Source organism: Pseudoclavibacter sp. 13-3 (assembly GCF_021168475.1).
GTDB lineage: Bacteria > Actinomycetota > Actinomycetes > Actinomycetales > Microbacteriaceae > Pseudoclavibacter_A.
This window is the reverse complement of record NZ_JAJOZT010000002.1, coordinates 272032-285623: the sequence shown is the minus strand read 5'-3', so window position 1 is coordinate 285623 and position 13592 is coordinate 272032. Positions and strand designations below refer to the sequence as shown.

Below are 13592 nucleotides of genomic sequence, written 5' to 3'. Positions count from 1 at the left end.
CGGGCACCAGAGCCGGGCTCAGCCCTGAGTCAGAGATCCTGATGCCGGTCAGAGCCCCTCAGGCGCCTTGGGGTCGAGCCCCCATGACTGCCCGATGAGCGTGACGTTGTGCACGGTCGCCTTCAGGTACGTCTCGCCCTCTGAGCCTGCTTCACCGAGCGAGTCGCCGTAGAGCGCGTCGTCACCCGAGTAGAGCTTGACACCCGACTCGTCGGCGATGCGCTGCACGATCTTCGGGTCGACCGAGGCCTCGGCGAAGACGGCCTTGACCCCGGTGCCCTTGATCTTGGTCACCAAAGCCTGCAGCTCGGCCTCACTGGGCTCGGCATGGTCGTCGAGGCTGTTCAGCACCGAGTCGTCCTGGGTGATGTCGAAGGCCTTCACGAAGTAGGCGAAGGCGTCGTGCGTCGACACGAACTTACGGGCATCGGGTTGCACCGGGGCGAAGGTGTCTGTGATCCACTTGTCGACGTCGTCGAGCTTCGACTCGTAGGCCGAGGCGTTGCTCTTGTAGGCGTCAGCGTGGTCAGGGTCGGCCTTCGCCAGCCCGTCAGCGATGTTCTGCACCTGGATCTTCGCGTTCGCCGGGTCGGTCCAGATGTGCGGGTCGTTGACGAGCTCGGCATGGCTGTGTCCCTCTTCGGCCTCTTCCTTCTCGTCATCTGTTGCGGGAATCGGGGTGACGCCCGTGCTGGTGTCGATGACCTTGTCTGCCGGTGCCGCGTCGGTGACGACTTGGTCGAGACCGAAGCCGTTGACGATGACCGCCCCGGAGTCGGCGATCGCGGCCGAGGTGGCCGCGGTGAGCTCGAGGTCGTGAGGGCTCTGGTTCGGAGCGACGATCTCGGTGACCTGGGCACCGGTGTCACCGACGACCTGTTTGGTGAAGTCCGCAAGCTGCGTGGTCGAGACCGTGACTTTGAGGTCGCTCTTCGTCTGTGCCGCCGACGTGCTGCTGCTCTGGCTGCTGCAGCCGGCGAGCAGCAGGACGCTCGCGGCGGCGACACCGATGACTGATGCGGTGCGGGTGTGCTTCATCGAGACTTCTCTCTAAAAATGCTGATGTGAATGCGCGGTGTCGTGAACCGCACGCCTACTCTAAGCGCTAATGTGAATCGATGTCAATTAGAGACGTGCGGCGATGTCCGAGTTCAGTACAGCCCCGCGAGCACTCGCTGATACCCCTGACACCAGCTCGGGCGAAGCCCCGGCAGAGTGCCGATCGACACCGGCTGGTCGGCGGCGAAGACCTCGGTCTGCGCCCCGGTCACGTTCGGCATCATCACATAGCCGTCGTCCGAGGCGTCGGCGGGTGCCGTCGTGACGGCGATGAATCTTCCCGAGGGCGATGCGCACACGCCCGAGACCGACCCGCGCCCCTCTGACGTGGCAATGCGACGCGCGCCGTCTCGCGTCAGCGAATACACCGTGTCGATGGTCTGGTCACCGGCGCTCTTCTCATACACCGCCACCGCACCGAACGGTGCAGGCGCGAGCTGCACGAGCCGTGAACCGCCGTCGACGTCCTTCGGCAACGACGTGTCCAGGCGCTGGCGCCCGCCGTTGACCGGGTCGACCAGGGCGAACGTTCCGTTCTGATCCGACACGAGCAGCCGCTGCTGCGCCGCCGAGCCGAGCACCTCGGTATAGCTGCCGAGCGGCAGCGGGGCCCGTTCGGCGTCGTCGTACTGCTGATCGGTGCGCACGGCAGACAACGCGACCCGCAGCATGGTGTTGTCCCACTGCCGCACGACCGCGAACCGACCGTCTTCGGTGAGCACGACCTGGTTGCCCTGCACCAGTTCGCCGTCGGGCGTGTGCACCGGAGCACCCGACACCGACCCCTCGCCCCCGACCAGGCTCCAGGCGATGACCTGGCCGCCCGGCTGGCTGTAATCGAGCGGGTTGATCGTCGCCGAGACTGTGTCGCCGGCGAGCGCCAGACCGATGACGGTCGCTTCGATCGGCAGCACAAGTTCACGGGCGTCCTTCGACGTCGCATCGGCGGCCTGGCGATCGAGCAGCTCCAGCTTCGTGGCAGCCGTTCTGCGATCGGCCACAGCGACCACGATCCAGCGGTCGTCCACCACAAAGGTCTGAATGCGCGGCGCCGTGAACACCGTCTGCATACCGGCATCTGCCATGTCGGAGCGCACGATGCGGTCGTCACCACGCAGCGCACCGTCGTCTTGGTAGCCTCCGCCGCGCCGCAGCGAGAGCACCGGGGTCTCGTCGGCGACGGCCGCCGCATTGGCGTCGGTCAGCACGGTGGTCTCGCGCTGCCCGTACCATTGGGCACCGACGAACACCACGACGAGCAGCACGATCGTGGCGATGACTCCCGCCCGCCAGGGCCACCGGGCACGACGCGGCTCAGCAGAGCGGTCAGTTGAGATACGGGTCACCGGGCTCCTCGATGCTGTGCAGGTCGGTCGGCGCGAAGACGACGGCGTACGGGCTCGACCGGCTCGCGTTCACCGCGAAGCCGCCGCTGCCTTCGACCCACGACTGCGCCGGGTAGGTCGTCTGCCAGCCGGGGCGGTAGACGGGAATCGACACCGGCTGCGCGTCGAGCGTGCAGCAGGTGACCATGAACCGGGTCACGAGCATGACGTTGTCGGGATCCTGCCGATCTGGCGTCACGAACCCCGAGAACGTCGCGCTGTGCCCGTCATAGAACGAGAGATCGCCGCGCAGCTGCATCGTCGACGCCCAGTCAGACATCGTGAACGACTCAGGTCCGGCACCGACCGTCGCAATGTCTCCGGTCATCGTCTGCGCCAGCGTGGTGCCGCCCGAAGCCTCGCCACGCGTCACCGCCTGCGAGGCGCTGAGCGTCGTGGGCTGCGCGGCGGCGAGCATGGCCACGACGGCGAGGGTACCGATGCCGCTGACCATCGGCCAGCGTCGGATGCGTCGCGTGGGATGCCGCGCGCCGTCGTCATGCCGGTGGCCGTCATAGTCGTCGTCGTGGTCGTGGCCGAGATCGGGCAGCACCACCGAGACCACGCCCAGCAGCAGCGCGACCGCGGCCATGACCACGGCGAACCAGATGTATCGCGGATTCACATAGAGGTCGAGATGGTGCTGCGCCGCCAGCCACAGGATGAAGGCAGAGAGAACCACGGCGATCACGACACCGTGCCAACGCCGAAAGTGCTCAGGCCAGTGCATTCATCCCCGATCCGAGTACCAGCACGAACAGCGCCACGATCGACGTCAGCCAGACCAGCGTGCGGGTCGAGAAGGTCGTGCGCAGCAGTGCCAGCATTTTGATGTCGATGATCGCGCCGAACACGAGGAACCCGACCAGTGCCCCCGGCAGAAACGTCGAGCCCAGCGCGAGAATGAAGAACGCGTCGACATTCGAGCAGATCGAGACGACGAACGCCAGCAGCATCAGGGCGACGACGCCCCAGACCGGATCGGCGCCAAGATCGACCAGCACATGTCGTGGCACGAAGACCTGTATGGCTCCGGCGACGAACGCGCCGCCGACCAGAGCGACCAGCATGGCCTGCGTTTCGCTGCGGAAGACCCCGCCGCTGCGTCGCAGCCGCCCGACGAATCCGCCTCCCGCATGCTCATGCACGTCGAATCGACAGGCTGCGTCGAAGGCCGGGGTCAGCAGACGACGCTGCTCGGGATAGAGGCTGAACAGCCAGCCGATCAGATTGGCCAGCACCAAGGCGCCGATGACACGGCCGACAAGCACGCCGTTCTGCCAGCCGAACGCCTGATAGGTCGTGATGATCGTCACCGGGTTCACGATCGGGGCAGCCACCAGAAACGTCAATGCATCGCCAATGCTCATGCCGCGGCTCAGAAACCCTCGGGTCACTGGAACGTTGCCGCACTCGCACACCGGCAGCAGGATGCCGAACAGCGAGATGATGATTCGGCGGGTGAAGCCGCTGCGCGGCAGGTGATCGAGCAACAGCCCCTGCGGCAGCCAGAAGCGCAGGGCGATGGCGATGATGATGCCGAGCACCACGAAGGGCGTCGATTCGACGAGCACGCTGAGCGACAGCGTGATCCAGTCGCTCAGGGCATCGCCCCACGTGACATCCTGCAGCGGGCTCGCAATGCGAACGACGACGAACACGACCAAGGCGAGCAGCCCGATCAGCGACCAGAGCATCCGCCCCCGGCGAGGGCGCGCACCCTCGTGGCCCGACGGCGACGACTCGCCCACCGATTCGGTCGCCGGGCGCTCGGCAGCGGCGCGAAGCAGCTCTGCGCGCTCGGCGGCCGTCTGCAGATCGACCTCGATCGGAGGCTCTCGAAGAGCCGTGCGGTCACGGCGCAGAGCGGCACGAGAGCTGCTCGCACTATCGGATGCGGCTGACACGGCGCTCATTATCTCACGGGATCCTGTGCACAGCCCGCCGAGCCCAGCACCGGTCGAGGCGCGGACGGCCTGCGCCCGGCGTCACGGCTGACGCGTGCGCGCCGACCGGATCGGCGCGACCAGACCGGCGCGACGCAGAGCTCCAGCGAGCCAGACACCGATCTCAGCCCAGAGCAGCTGCCCGATCAGCAACGAGAGCCCGGTGCCGACCTGCACCCAGAGCGGAGTGCGGGCCAGGTGCCAGACGAACCAGTGAATGCTGAACAGGAACACCGCGTTGATCAGCGCCGCGACCATGCAGCTGAGCAGGCCGAAGCGCCGGTACCGGCCGAGGAGCATGGCCAGTTCGACCGCGAACGCGACCACGAGCGCCGCGACCATGTTGCGCGGGTTGAAGCCACCGAACGGTGTCACCACCACTGCGGCGACGAAGCCGGCCACGAGCGCCGCGCCGGGCCGGCGAATGAGGCTGGCGGCCAAGACGCCCACGAACAGGGCGGTGCCGGTCATCGGGGCGGCGATCATGGGCGAGACCGCATAGAGCGCAACCGCCGCGACCTTCGTCGCCGCGGTGATGACGGCTCCGAATGCCCCGATCACCGCGGCGACGAGCAGTTCACGCGTCGACCAGTGCCAGACGCTGCGCACAAAGCCTGGATCGGCCTCCGTGGCACCGGCGACGTGCTGCGTTTGAGAAGCGAGAGAAGCTCTATTGCGAATCATATTCATTAGTATAGGGGCGGAGTCAAATCGCGACGGCCGGTTGCCGGGCACACCGTACATCCGGTGCGTGAGACACATCGTGCGTCCAGTGCGTTAATGGGCTATGCTTGAGCGTCGGGTTGCATACCCACACAGCTTTGACGTATTTGCCGCCTCGGTAAATGTCGTACAACCGAGAAGAGAGGAGTGACCATGAAGGTTCGCGCATCGCTCAAGTCACTGAAGAACAAGCCGGGCTCGAAGATCGTTCGCCGCCGCGGCCACACCTACGTGATCAACAAGAAGAACCCGCGCTGGAACGGCCGCCAGGGCTGATCCTCACGAGGCTCGTTGACCGGTCTTGCCGGTAATAGACTGAAACCCCCGATCTTGATGATCGGGGGTTTCAGTGTCTCCCCCCCCTGTCAACGCCGGTGGGTGCGGGAGCAGAGTGCATCACACCGTCGATTGGAGCCGTTCACATGTCATCCGTTCCACCCAACATGCCGCCCCGTGTTCCGTCATCTTCGAACGCTGGCGGTCAGGCCCGCCCCGAGGCCGTGCTCGAACAGCAGCTCAAGAGCGATCCCAAACGCTTCGGCGACGTCGTCGAGCTGAGTTCGAAGTGGAGTCTCGTGGTCGGCATCGGTGTCGTCGCAGGCCTGGTGCTGCTGGTGCGCAACATCATCTCGGCGTTCATCTCGCTCGGCAACGCCAAGAACAAGGCGGCCAGCGCCACCTTCTTCGACCTCTTCGCCTCGACCACCGGACGCGACGGCACCTTCTCACCGGGCCTGTGGCTCTTGGTCTGGGGGCCGCTGATTCTCTTCGCCATCGCGATCATCGCTGCACTGATCGACAAGGCCACTTCTGCCGGCCGCCTGCAGCGCGCCCAGCAGGCCTTCGTGCAGAGCGGGTTCGTCGCCGACCCGATCGTGATTCCGGTGCAGCTGACCCGCACCAACGATGCAGCAGTCACTCCCCTGCTGCTCGTCGGCCACACCGCCTCGCCGCAGCACGCGCAGGCCTGGGCCGCAGCCTTCTCCGACCGGCTGCAGACTTCGCCCGACGAATTCGCGGCCTTCTCGAAAGCGGCGTTCTCGGCGCTCGGATCCAGTGTGAAGAGCGGAGACTGCGAGAAGGCCGTCGCTGCCGACACGCTCGTGCCAGATGCGCCGGCGGGCACATTCTTCAAGATCAGCCGAGACAACGGCCTGAAGATCGGCCGTTACGTTGCGATCTGGGCCCCGAAGCCCAGCGCGCTGCGGGCCGTGCACATCGCCGCCTGACGTCATCGTGGCACGGTCGCGGCGTACCGCGACCGTGCCACGATGCTCAGACGATCTGGCCGGCAGCCGCTTCCACCTTCTCAGGCGAGCCGGCGGTGCGACGCTCCAGACGCTTCGCGATGATCTCGGCCAGACGCCCGAGAGAATAGTTGACCGCGACGAACAGCGCAGCCACCACGATCAGCGTGGGAATCAGGTTGCCGTTCGCCGTACCGACCAGGCGCGCCTGCCGCAGCAGCTCGGGATATGTCACGATGTAGCCGAGCGCCGTGTCTTTCATGATCACGACCAGCTGTGCGACCAGTGCCGGCATCATCACCACCAGAGCCTGCGGGAGCTCGATCAGCCGCAGCGCCTGTCGGGGAGTCATGCCGATGGCGAGGCCGGCTTCACGCTGCCCTTTCGGCAGGTTCTCGACGCTGGCGCGAACCACCTCGGCGATGACTGAGCCGTTGTAGAGGGTGAGCCCCACGACGACGGCGAAGAAGGGGGAGCTGCCGGCGTCGACGATCTTGCCGAACGAGAGAAAGTACCAGAAGAAGATCATCAGGATCAGTACCGGCACTGATCGGAAGAACTCGACGACGATGCCCGATGCGATGCGCAGCGGAGCGAATCTGGCGAGTCTGCCGACGCCGAACAGCAGACCGAAGGCGATCGAGCAGAGGATGGCCGCACCGGCAGCCTTCACCGTGCTCAGCAGACCGGGAAGAAGATAGGCCGTCCACGTGGGAGCAGACACCAGGGGCGACCACTTGTCTGCAGTGAGCTGGCCCTTCTGCTGCAGGGCGATGAGCACGTAGACGAGAACGCCCAGGATCACGACCCAGCTGATGACATTGATGATTCGAGCACGGCGGCGGCCCTTCGGCCCCGGCACGTCGAAGAGGACGTTCTCACTCATCTGGCGACTCCCAACCGCTTTGACAGGAATGTGGAGATCAGACCGATCGGCAGCACGATGATCACCCAGCCGATGGCGACGATGGTGAAGACCGCGAAGATCATGTTGCCGTTCTGATCGATGCCCGTGATCATGAATGACGCAGCCTGCACCACCCCGGCGGCCTGCACCACGGTGGTGTTCTTCGCCAGTGCGATGAGCGTGTTGCCCAACGGCACAATCGAGCCGCGAATGGCCTGGGGCAGGATCACCAGACGCATCGTCTGCCCGAAGGTGAGCCCGATGGCTCGAGCGGCCTCTGCCTGGCCGACGGGAACGGTGTTGAACCCGGCACGCAGCGACTCGGCCATGAAGCAGGCGGTGTAGGCGGTCAGGCCGAGAACGGCGAGGCGAAAGCCGTTCTGGGCGAGAAAGTCGGGTGAGTCTTTGGCGGCCAGTTCGATGCCGAGCTGACCCCACAGCCCCAGAGAACAGGCGAGGATGATCACGGTCAACGGGATGTTTCGCACGATGTTGATATACGTCGCGGCGCCCCTGCTGAGACTCGGCACCGGAGAGACGCGCATCGACACGAGGATCAGCCCGAACAGGAACGAGAGCACACCGGCCCACAGGGTCAGCTGCACGTTCACCCAGAACGCACCGACCACATCGTACTTTCCCAGGAGGTAGCCGATGTCAGAGAACAGATTCCCCATCTTCACTCATTCCCTTCTAGTAGCGGGGGCTGCCGCAGGCGCACTCTGCGCATGCCGGCGGCAGCCCGCCTGATGAGTCATGACCGTCTGGTCAGATGTTCTTGTCGCAGCCGCGCGGTGTGGGCGGGTTCTTCGTGGGATCAGGCGTGTAGCTGTCGCCGAAGTTCGACTTCACGAAGTTCTCCCACGTGCCATCCGAGATGATGTCGCTGATCGCCGTGTTGATCGCCTCGCACTTGTCTGAGCCCTGGGGGATGCCAACGCCGTAGGGCTCCTCGGAGAACGGCTTTCCGACCAGCTGGAACTTGCCCTTGTACTGATCCTGCGCGGCGAAACCGGCCAGAATGACATCGTCGGTCGACACCGCGTCGACATTGCCTGACGACAGCAGCTCGATGCACTCGGAGTAGGTCTGCGCCGGGTACAGCTGGGCATCCTGCGCGTACTGGTCGCGAAGACGCTCGGTCGAGTTCGACCCCTCGACCGCGCACAGCACCTTGCCGTTGAGGTCGCCGGGGCCATTGATGTTCTTCGGATTCTCGCTGGTGACCAGGATGTCCTGGCCGGCGTTCAGGTACGGGCCTGCCCAGTCGATGACCTGATCGCGCTTCTCGTTGATCGTGTAGGTCGCGAGGATCATGTCGACCGTGCCGTTCTGCAGCAGAGTCTCACGCTGCGATGACACCGACTCGACGAATTTGACCTCTTTGCCCATCCGCTTTGCGATCTCTCGTGCCATGTCGGCGTCGAACCCGGTGATCTCACCGTTCTCGTTCAGGCCCATGCCCGGCTGGTCGTACTTCACACCGACGGTGATGGTGTCTTCGCTGCCCGAGCCACTGCCGCCTGACGAACAGGCGGTGGTCGTGAGAGCCAGCCCCACGGCTGCGGCGAGAGCACCGGCCACGCTCAGTTTCCGTCTCATGTTCATGGTTTTCCTCTCGTTGGGGTCGGTGGTCACCGACCTGATCTAACAGGCTGATTGGCCCCGCCTCAGTGGGTCAGGATCTTCGACAGAAAGCTCTTCGCACGCTCCGACTTGGGGTTCGTGAAGAACTCCTCGGGAGTGGCCTGTTCGACGATCTCACCGTCGGCCATGAAGACCACTCGGTCGGCGGCGCGCCGGGCGAACCCCATTTCGTGCGTGACCACGATCATGGTGCTGCCGTGTTTGGCGAGATCGGTCATCACATCGAGCACTTCATTGATCATCTCTGGGTCCAGAGCGCTCGTCGGCTCGTCGAAGAGCAGCACCTTCGGATCCATCGCCAGGGCACGAGCGATCGCAACGCGCTGCTGCTGACCGCCAGAGAGCTGTGCCGGGCGTTTACCGGCCTGGTTGGCCACCCCGACGCGCTGCAGAAGGTCCATGCCCAGCTTCTTGGCGGCCGAGGTCTTCACTCCCTTGACCTTGATGGGGCCCATGGTCACGTTGTCCAGAATCGTCTTGTGCCCGAACAGGTTGAACGACTGAAACACCATGCCCACTTCTGCACGCAGCGCCGCAAGCTGCTTGCCCTCTTCGGGCAGCGTCTTGCCGTCGATCAGAATCGTGCCGTCGTCAATGGCCTCAAGCCGATTGATCGTGCGGCAGAGAGTCGACTTTCCCGATCCTGAGGGGCCGATGACCACAACGACCTCACCTTGGTTCACGGTCAGGTTGATGTCTTTCAGCACATGCAGATCGCCATAGTGCTTGTTCACAGCCGTGAGCTGCACCAATGGGCGGGGGCCTTCGGTGTTGGTCGTCATCTCGTTACTCCTCTCAGGCGAAGCAGCAGCGAGGGCCAGAAGAGCCTCACTCATCGCACTTTCAAATCTTACGGAACAGATGTTTCGTGCAGATTAATCATCGAGTCTGCGGTCATCATCCGCAAACCCGTATATACGATGTGTATATTCCGACGCAGGTCAGATATCGAGCAGCAGCGCGGGCTCTTCGAGTACCGAGGCGACGTCGGCGGTGAAGCGGCTGGCGACATCCCCGTCGACGCAGCGGTGGTCGAACGAGGCCGACACCGTGGTCACGAAACGCGGCCGCACCTCGCCGTCGACGACCCACGGCTTCTGCCGGATCGCTCCCATCGCGGTGATCGCGACCTCGCCCGGATTCAGGATCGGGGTGCCCGCGTCGACGCCGAAGACGCCGATGTTCGTGATGGTGATCGTGCCGTGCTGCATCGCCTCGGGAGGCGTTCGTCCGGCGCGCGCCGTCGCCGTCAGGTCGCCGAGCGCCTGGGCCAGTTCGCGCAGGCTCAGCGACTGGGCCTCTTTGATGTTCGGCACCAGCAGCCCGCGCGGGGTCGCCGCGGCGATGCCCAGGTTCACGTAGTGGTGAATGGTGATGCGCTCGTCGTCGAAGCTCGAGTTCACCTCGGGGTTGCGCTGAGCGGCCCAGATCACGGCCTTGGCCATGATCAGCAGCGGCGAGACCTTGACACCGGCGAATGCCGGCGAGTTCTTCAGCCGACGCACGTACTCCATGGTGCGCGTCGCATCGACGTCGACGAACACGGTCACGTGCGGCGCCGTGAACGCAGACGACACCATCGCCTTGGCGATCGACCGACGCACGCCGTGCACCTTGACCACCTCGTCGCGGTCGCCGGCCGGCACGACCTGCTCGCGCCCGGCCGGCCATTCCGGCGTCTCGATGTTGCGGAACACGCTCATCTGCTGCGCGTGCGCGACGACGTCCTGTCGAGTGATCTCGCCGCCGTGCCCGGTGCCGGTGATCTCTGAGAGCTTGACGTCCAGGTCTTTGGCGAGCTTGCGGATCGGCGGTCGGGCCATGGCGGGCAGGCTCGGACTGCCCGTTCGCGGATGCGGTGCCTGTGCCCCGGCGGCCGACGAACGGGAGACTGCGGCACCGTTGTGCGGCGAGCCGCCCGTGTGCGCGTCGGTCTGGGTGTGCTGCGAGGTGCTGTGGGCCGCGTGGCGCCGCGTGCGCCGCGACTTCGGTCGCTTGCTCGCGCCGTAGCCGACCAGGTTCGCCCCGCCCTCTTCGGCGTCGGCCGAACGGCTGGCCGAGGGAGCCGCGGGTGCGGCCGCCGGCTGCGGTGCGGACGCGGCAGCGGGTGCCTGCACTGGCTCGGTCGCCTGTGGCGCGGGTGTCGACGGCGCTGCAGCCGCGACCGCGACGGTGACCAGCGGTTCGCCGACCTCGACGATGTCTCCGACGTCGGCGTGCAGCTGTTCGACCGTGCCGGCGAACGGCACCGGCAGCTCGACGACCGACTTCGCCGTCTCGATCTCGACCACGGTCTGATTCATCGTGACGGAGTCACCGGGCTTGACCAGCCAGCTGACGATCTCGGCCTCGGTGAGGCCCTCGCCCACGTCGGGGAGTGTGAAGGTCTCACTCATGCGTCATTCCTCAATTCTGCTCTGCTGCCGGTCGATGTCGTCTCGCTGCGCACGCCGATCAGTACTCCAGCACGCGATCGACGGCGTCGAGCACGCGATCGGCGTCGGGCACCTGGTAGTGCTCGAGCTTCGCCGGCGGGAACGGCACGTCGAAACCGGTGACTCGGGCGACCGGCGCCTCGAGCGAGTAGAACGCCCGCTCGCCGAGCTGTGCGGCGATCTCGCTGGCCACCGACACCGACCCCTGCGCCTCGGCCACGACCACGGCGTGTCCGGTGCGCTCGATCGACTCCACCAGCGGGCCGTAGTCGATCGGCGAGACGGAGCGCACGTCGATCACCTCAAGGCCGATGCCCTCTTTCGCGGCGATCTCCGCGGCGTCCAGCAGCACGGGCAGCATCGCACCGTATCCGATCACGGTCGCCCGGTCGCCCGAGCGCACGATGCGCGAGCGATGCAGCTCACCGGGGGCGGCGTCCAGCGAGACCGGCCCCTTCTGCCAGTAGCGGCGCTTGGGCTCGAAGAAGAGCACCGGGTCGTCGCTGGCGATCGCCTGCTGAATCATCCAGTAGGCGTCGTTCGCGTTCGACGGTGCGACCACGCGCAGTCCCGGGGTGTGCGCGAAGTACGCCTCGGGGCTCTCCTGATGATGCTCGATCGCACCGACCCCGCCGCCGTACGGCACGCGGATCACTACGGGCATCGACATGGTGCCCTCATGGCGGTTCGTCTGCTTCGCCAGCTGGCTGGTGATCTGGTCGAAGGCGGGGAAGATGAACCCGTCGAACTGGATCTCGACCACCGGCCGATAGCCGCGCATGGCCAGCCCGATCGCCGTGCCCACGATGCCGGCCTCAGAGAGCGGCGAGTCGTAGACGCGGCTCACGCCGAACTCCTGCTGCAGTCCGCTGGTGACAGTGAACACGCCGCCGAGCGCGGCGACGTCCTCGCCGTAGAGCAGCACGCGGTCGTCATTCGCGAGCGCCTCGCGCAGCCCGGCGTTGATCGCCTTGGCCATCGGCAGTTCACGCACACGCTTCTGCGTCACGGTCTGGGCGCTCATGCCTGTTCCTCCTCGTCGGCGAAGCCCGCCTCGTAATCGGCCAGCCAGGCGGCCTGCGCCTGCATCACCGGGTGCGGTTCGCTGTAGACGTGGGCGAACATGCTCGCCGGTTCGGGGTCGGGCAGGTGCAGCACGCCTTCGCGCACGCGCGCGGCCTCGTCGTCTGCCTGCTGCGCGACCTCGTCGAAGAACGACTGCGGCACGTCGCGTTCGCTGCGCAGCCATGTCTCGTAGCGGGTGATGGGGTCGCGGTCGGCCCAGCATGCCTCGAGCTCTCGGGTGCGATATTTCGTGGGGTCGTCGGATGTCGTGTGCGGCCCGCGACGGAAGGTCACCGCCTCGATGAACCCGGGCCCCCTGCCGGCGCGCGCGTCGTCGAGCAGGCTGCGAGCGACGGCGTAGCTCGCGAGCACGTCGTTGCCGTCGATGCGCACCGCGTTGAGACCGAAGCCCGCCGCACGGTCGGCGAGAGGCCGTACGGCCTGGATGCCCACCGGCACCGAGATGGCCCACTGGTTGTTCTGACAGAGAAAGACCTCTGGCACGTGCAGGCTCTCGGCGAAGATCATGGCCTCTGAGACATCGCCCTCGCTGGTCGCACCGTCGCCGAAGCAGGTGAGCACCGCCGTGTCCCGGTCGAGGTCGCCGGTGCCGACCAGTCCGTCGAGCGCCACGCCCTGTGCGAAGCCCGTGCCATGCAGCGACTGCGTGCCGATCACGAGCGTGTACAGGTGAAAGTGCGTGCTCTGCCAGTCCCAACCGCCGTGGGTGTTGCCGCGCAGCATGTCGAGCAGATCGACGAAGTCGACGCCGCGGATCATGCCGATCACGTGCTCTCGGTACGACGGCATGACCCAGTCCTGCGGGCGAGTCGCGCGACCGGCGCCGACTTGGGCGGCCTCCTGCCCGACCGACGGCACCCACAGTGCGAGCTGGCCCTGGCGCTGCAGTGCGGTGCCCTCGGCATCAAGGCGGCGCATGATCGCCATGTCGCGGTAGAACTGCTGCAGCTCGCCGAGCGCCAGCCCCTCGACGAGCGCCTGATAGGGCTCGTTGCGGTCGTTGTGCTGCCGGGCCCCCGAAGGGTCGAGCAGCTGCACTCCGGTCGTTGAATCGAATGGTGCGTCTGACGTCGCAGTGTGCTCGGCCTCAGCCGGGCGAAGCGTCGAAGCGGGCGAAGTCGAAGTCATGCTCCCCAATCTAGGCGTGCGCTTCTGTG

The 13592-nt window shown here is 66.0% G+C and carries 14 protein-coding genes; 2 read left to right on the top strand and 12 right to left on the bottom strand.

All coding sequences use genetic code 11. The features are described from left to right. Positions 1-48: 48 nt before the first annotated feature. The 5 genes from LRX77_RS04805 to LRX77_RS04785 form a co-directional block, all read right to left on the bottom strand. Positions 49-1038 (bottom strand): metal ABC transporter substrate-binding protein, encoded by a 990-nt coding sequence (locus LRX77_RS04805; protein WP_231831794.1) that lies wholly within the window; start codon positions 1036-1038, stop codon positions 49-51. Positions 1039-1151: 113 nt separating this feature from the next. Further along, positions 1152-2405, bottom strand: a complete 1254-nt coding sequence (locus LRX77_RS04800) for a YdgA family protein (protein WP_231831793.1) — start codon at positions 2403-2405, stop codon at positions 1152-1154. After that, the gene (locus tag LRX77_RS04795; protein WP_231831792.1) at positions 2386-3135 is read right to left on the bottom strand and encodes a TIGR03943 family putative permease subunit; all 750 of its coding nucleotides are present in this window, start codon (positions 3133-3135) and stop codon (positions 2386-2388) included. Before LRX77_RS04795 ends, LRX77_RS04800 begins: the two co-directional genes overlap by 20 nt. Positions 3136-3160: 25 nt before the next feature. Continuing rightward, complete coding sequence (locus tag LRX77_RS04790; RefSeq protein WP_231831791.1) at positions 3161-4351, bottom strand: permease; 1191 nt, start codon at positions 4349-4351, stop codon at positions 3161-3163. Positions 4352-4432: 81 nt separating this feature from the next. Next, a complete protein-coding gene (locus LRX77_RS04785) occupies positions 4433-5074 on the bottom strand; it encodes an ECF transporter S component (protein ID WP_231831790.1) in 642 nt (213 codons plus the stop codon). A gap of 192 nt (positions 5075-5266) precedes the next feature. Here LRX77_RS04785 and ykgO point away from each other — a divergent pair, with 192 nt between their 5' ends. Next, positions 5267-5389: a type B 50S ribosomal protein L36 gene (gene ykgO / locus LRX77_RS04780; RefSeq protein WP_028245785.1), complete on the top strand. Its 123-nt coding sequence runs from the start codon at positions 5267-5269 to the stop codon at positions 5387-5389. Positions 5390-5535: 146 nt separating this feature from the next. Further along, positions 5536-6342 carry a hypothetical protein gene (locus LRX77_RS04775; protein WP_231831789.1) on the top strand — a complete coding sequence of 269 codons (807 nt, stop codon included), beginning with the start codon at positions 5536-5538 and terminating at the stop codon, positions 6340-6342. Between the two features lie 46 nt (positions 6343-6388). Here LRX77_RS04775 and LRX77_RS04770 read toward each other — a convergent pair whose 3' ends face one another. The 7 genes from LRX77_RS04770 to LRX77_RS04740 all read right to left on the bottom strand — a co-directional run bounded on the left by LRX77_RS04770 (position 6389) and on the right by LRX77_RS04740 (position 13563). Next, a complete protein-coding gene (locus LRX77_RS04770; RefSeq protein WP_231831788.1) occupies positions 6389-7246 on the bottom strand; it encodes an amino acid ABC transporter permease in 858 nt (285 codons plus the stop codon). Next, the gene (locus tag LRX77_RS04765; protein WP_231831787.1) at positions 7243-7944 is read right to left on the bottom strand and encodes an amino acid ABC transporter permease; all 702 of its coding nucleotides are present in this window, start codon (positions 7942-7944) and stop codon (positions 7243-7245) included. The genes LRX77_RS04770 and LRX77_RS04765 overlap by 4 nt, the downstream gene beginning before the upstream one ends. Before the next feature lie 91 nt (positions 7945-8035). Then, complete coding sequence (locus LRX77_RS04760; protein ID WP_231831786.1) at positions 8036-8875, bottom strand: glutamate ABC transporter substrate-binding protein; 840 nt, start codon at positions 8873-8875, stop codon at positions 8036-8038. Between the two features lie 62 nt (positions 8876-8937). Then, the gene (locus LRX77_RS04755) at positions 8938-9696 is read right to left on the bottom strand and encodes an amino acid ABC transporter ATP-binding protein (RefSeq protein WP_442961606.1); all 759 of its coding nucleotides are present in this window, start codon (positions 9694-9696) and stop codon (positions 8938-8940) included. 159 nt (positions 9697-9855) lie between these two features. Next, positions 9856-11310, bottom strand: a complete 1455-nt coding sequence (locus tag LRX77_RS04750) for a dihydrolipoamide acetyltransferase family protein (RefSeq protein WP_231831785.1) — start codon at positions 11308-11310, stop codon at positions 9856-9858. Positions 11311-11368: 58 nt separating this feature from the next. Next, positions 11369-12373, bottom strand: a complete 1005-nt coding sequence (locus tag LRX77_RS04745) for an alpha-ketoacid dehydrogenase subunit beta (RefSeq protein ID WP_231831784.1) — start codon at positions 12371-12373, stop codon at positions 11369-11371. Continuing rightward, entirely contained in the window at positions 12370-13563 is a 1194-nt protein-coding gene (locus LRX77_RS04740) for a thiamine pyrophosphate-dependent enzyme (protein ID WP_231831783.1), read from the bottom strand. The genes LRX77_RS04745 and LRX77_RS04740 overlap by 4 nt, the downstream gene beginning before the upstream one ends. Positions 13564-13592 lie beyond the last annotated feature (29 nt).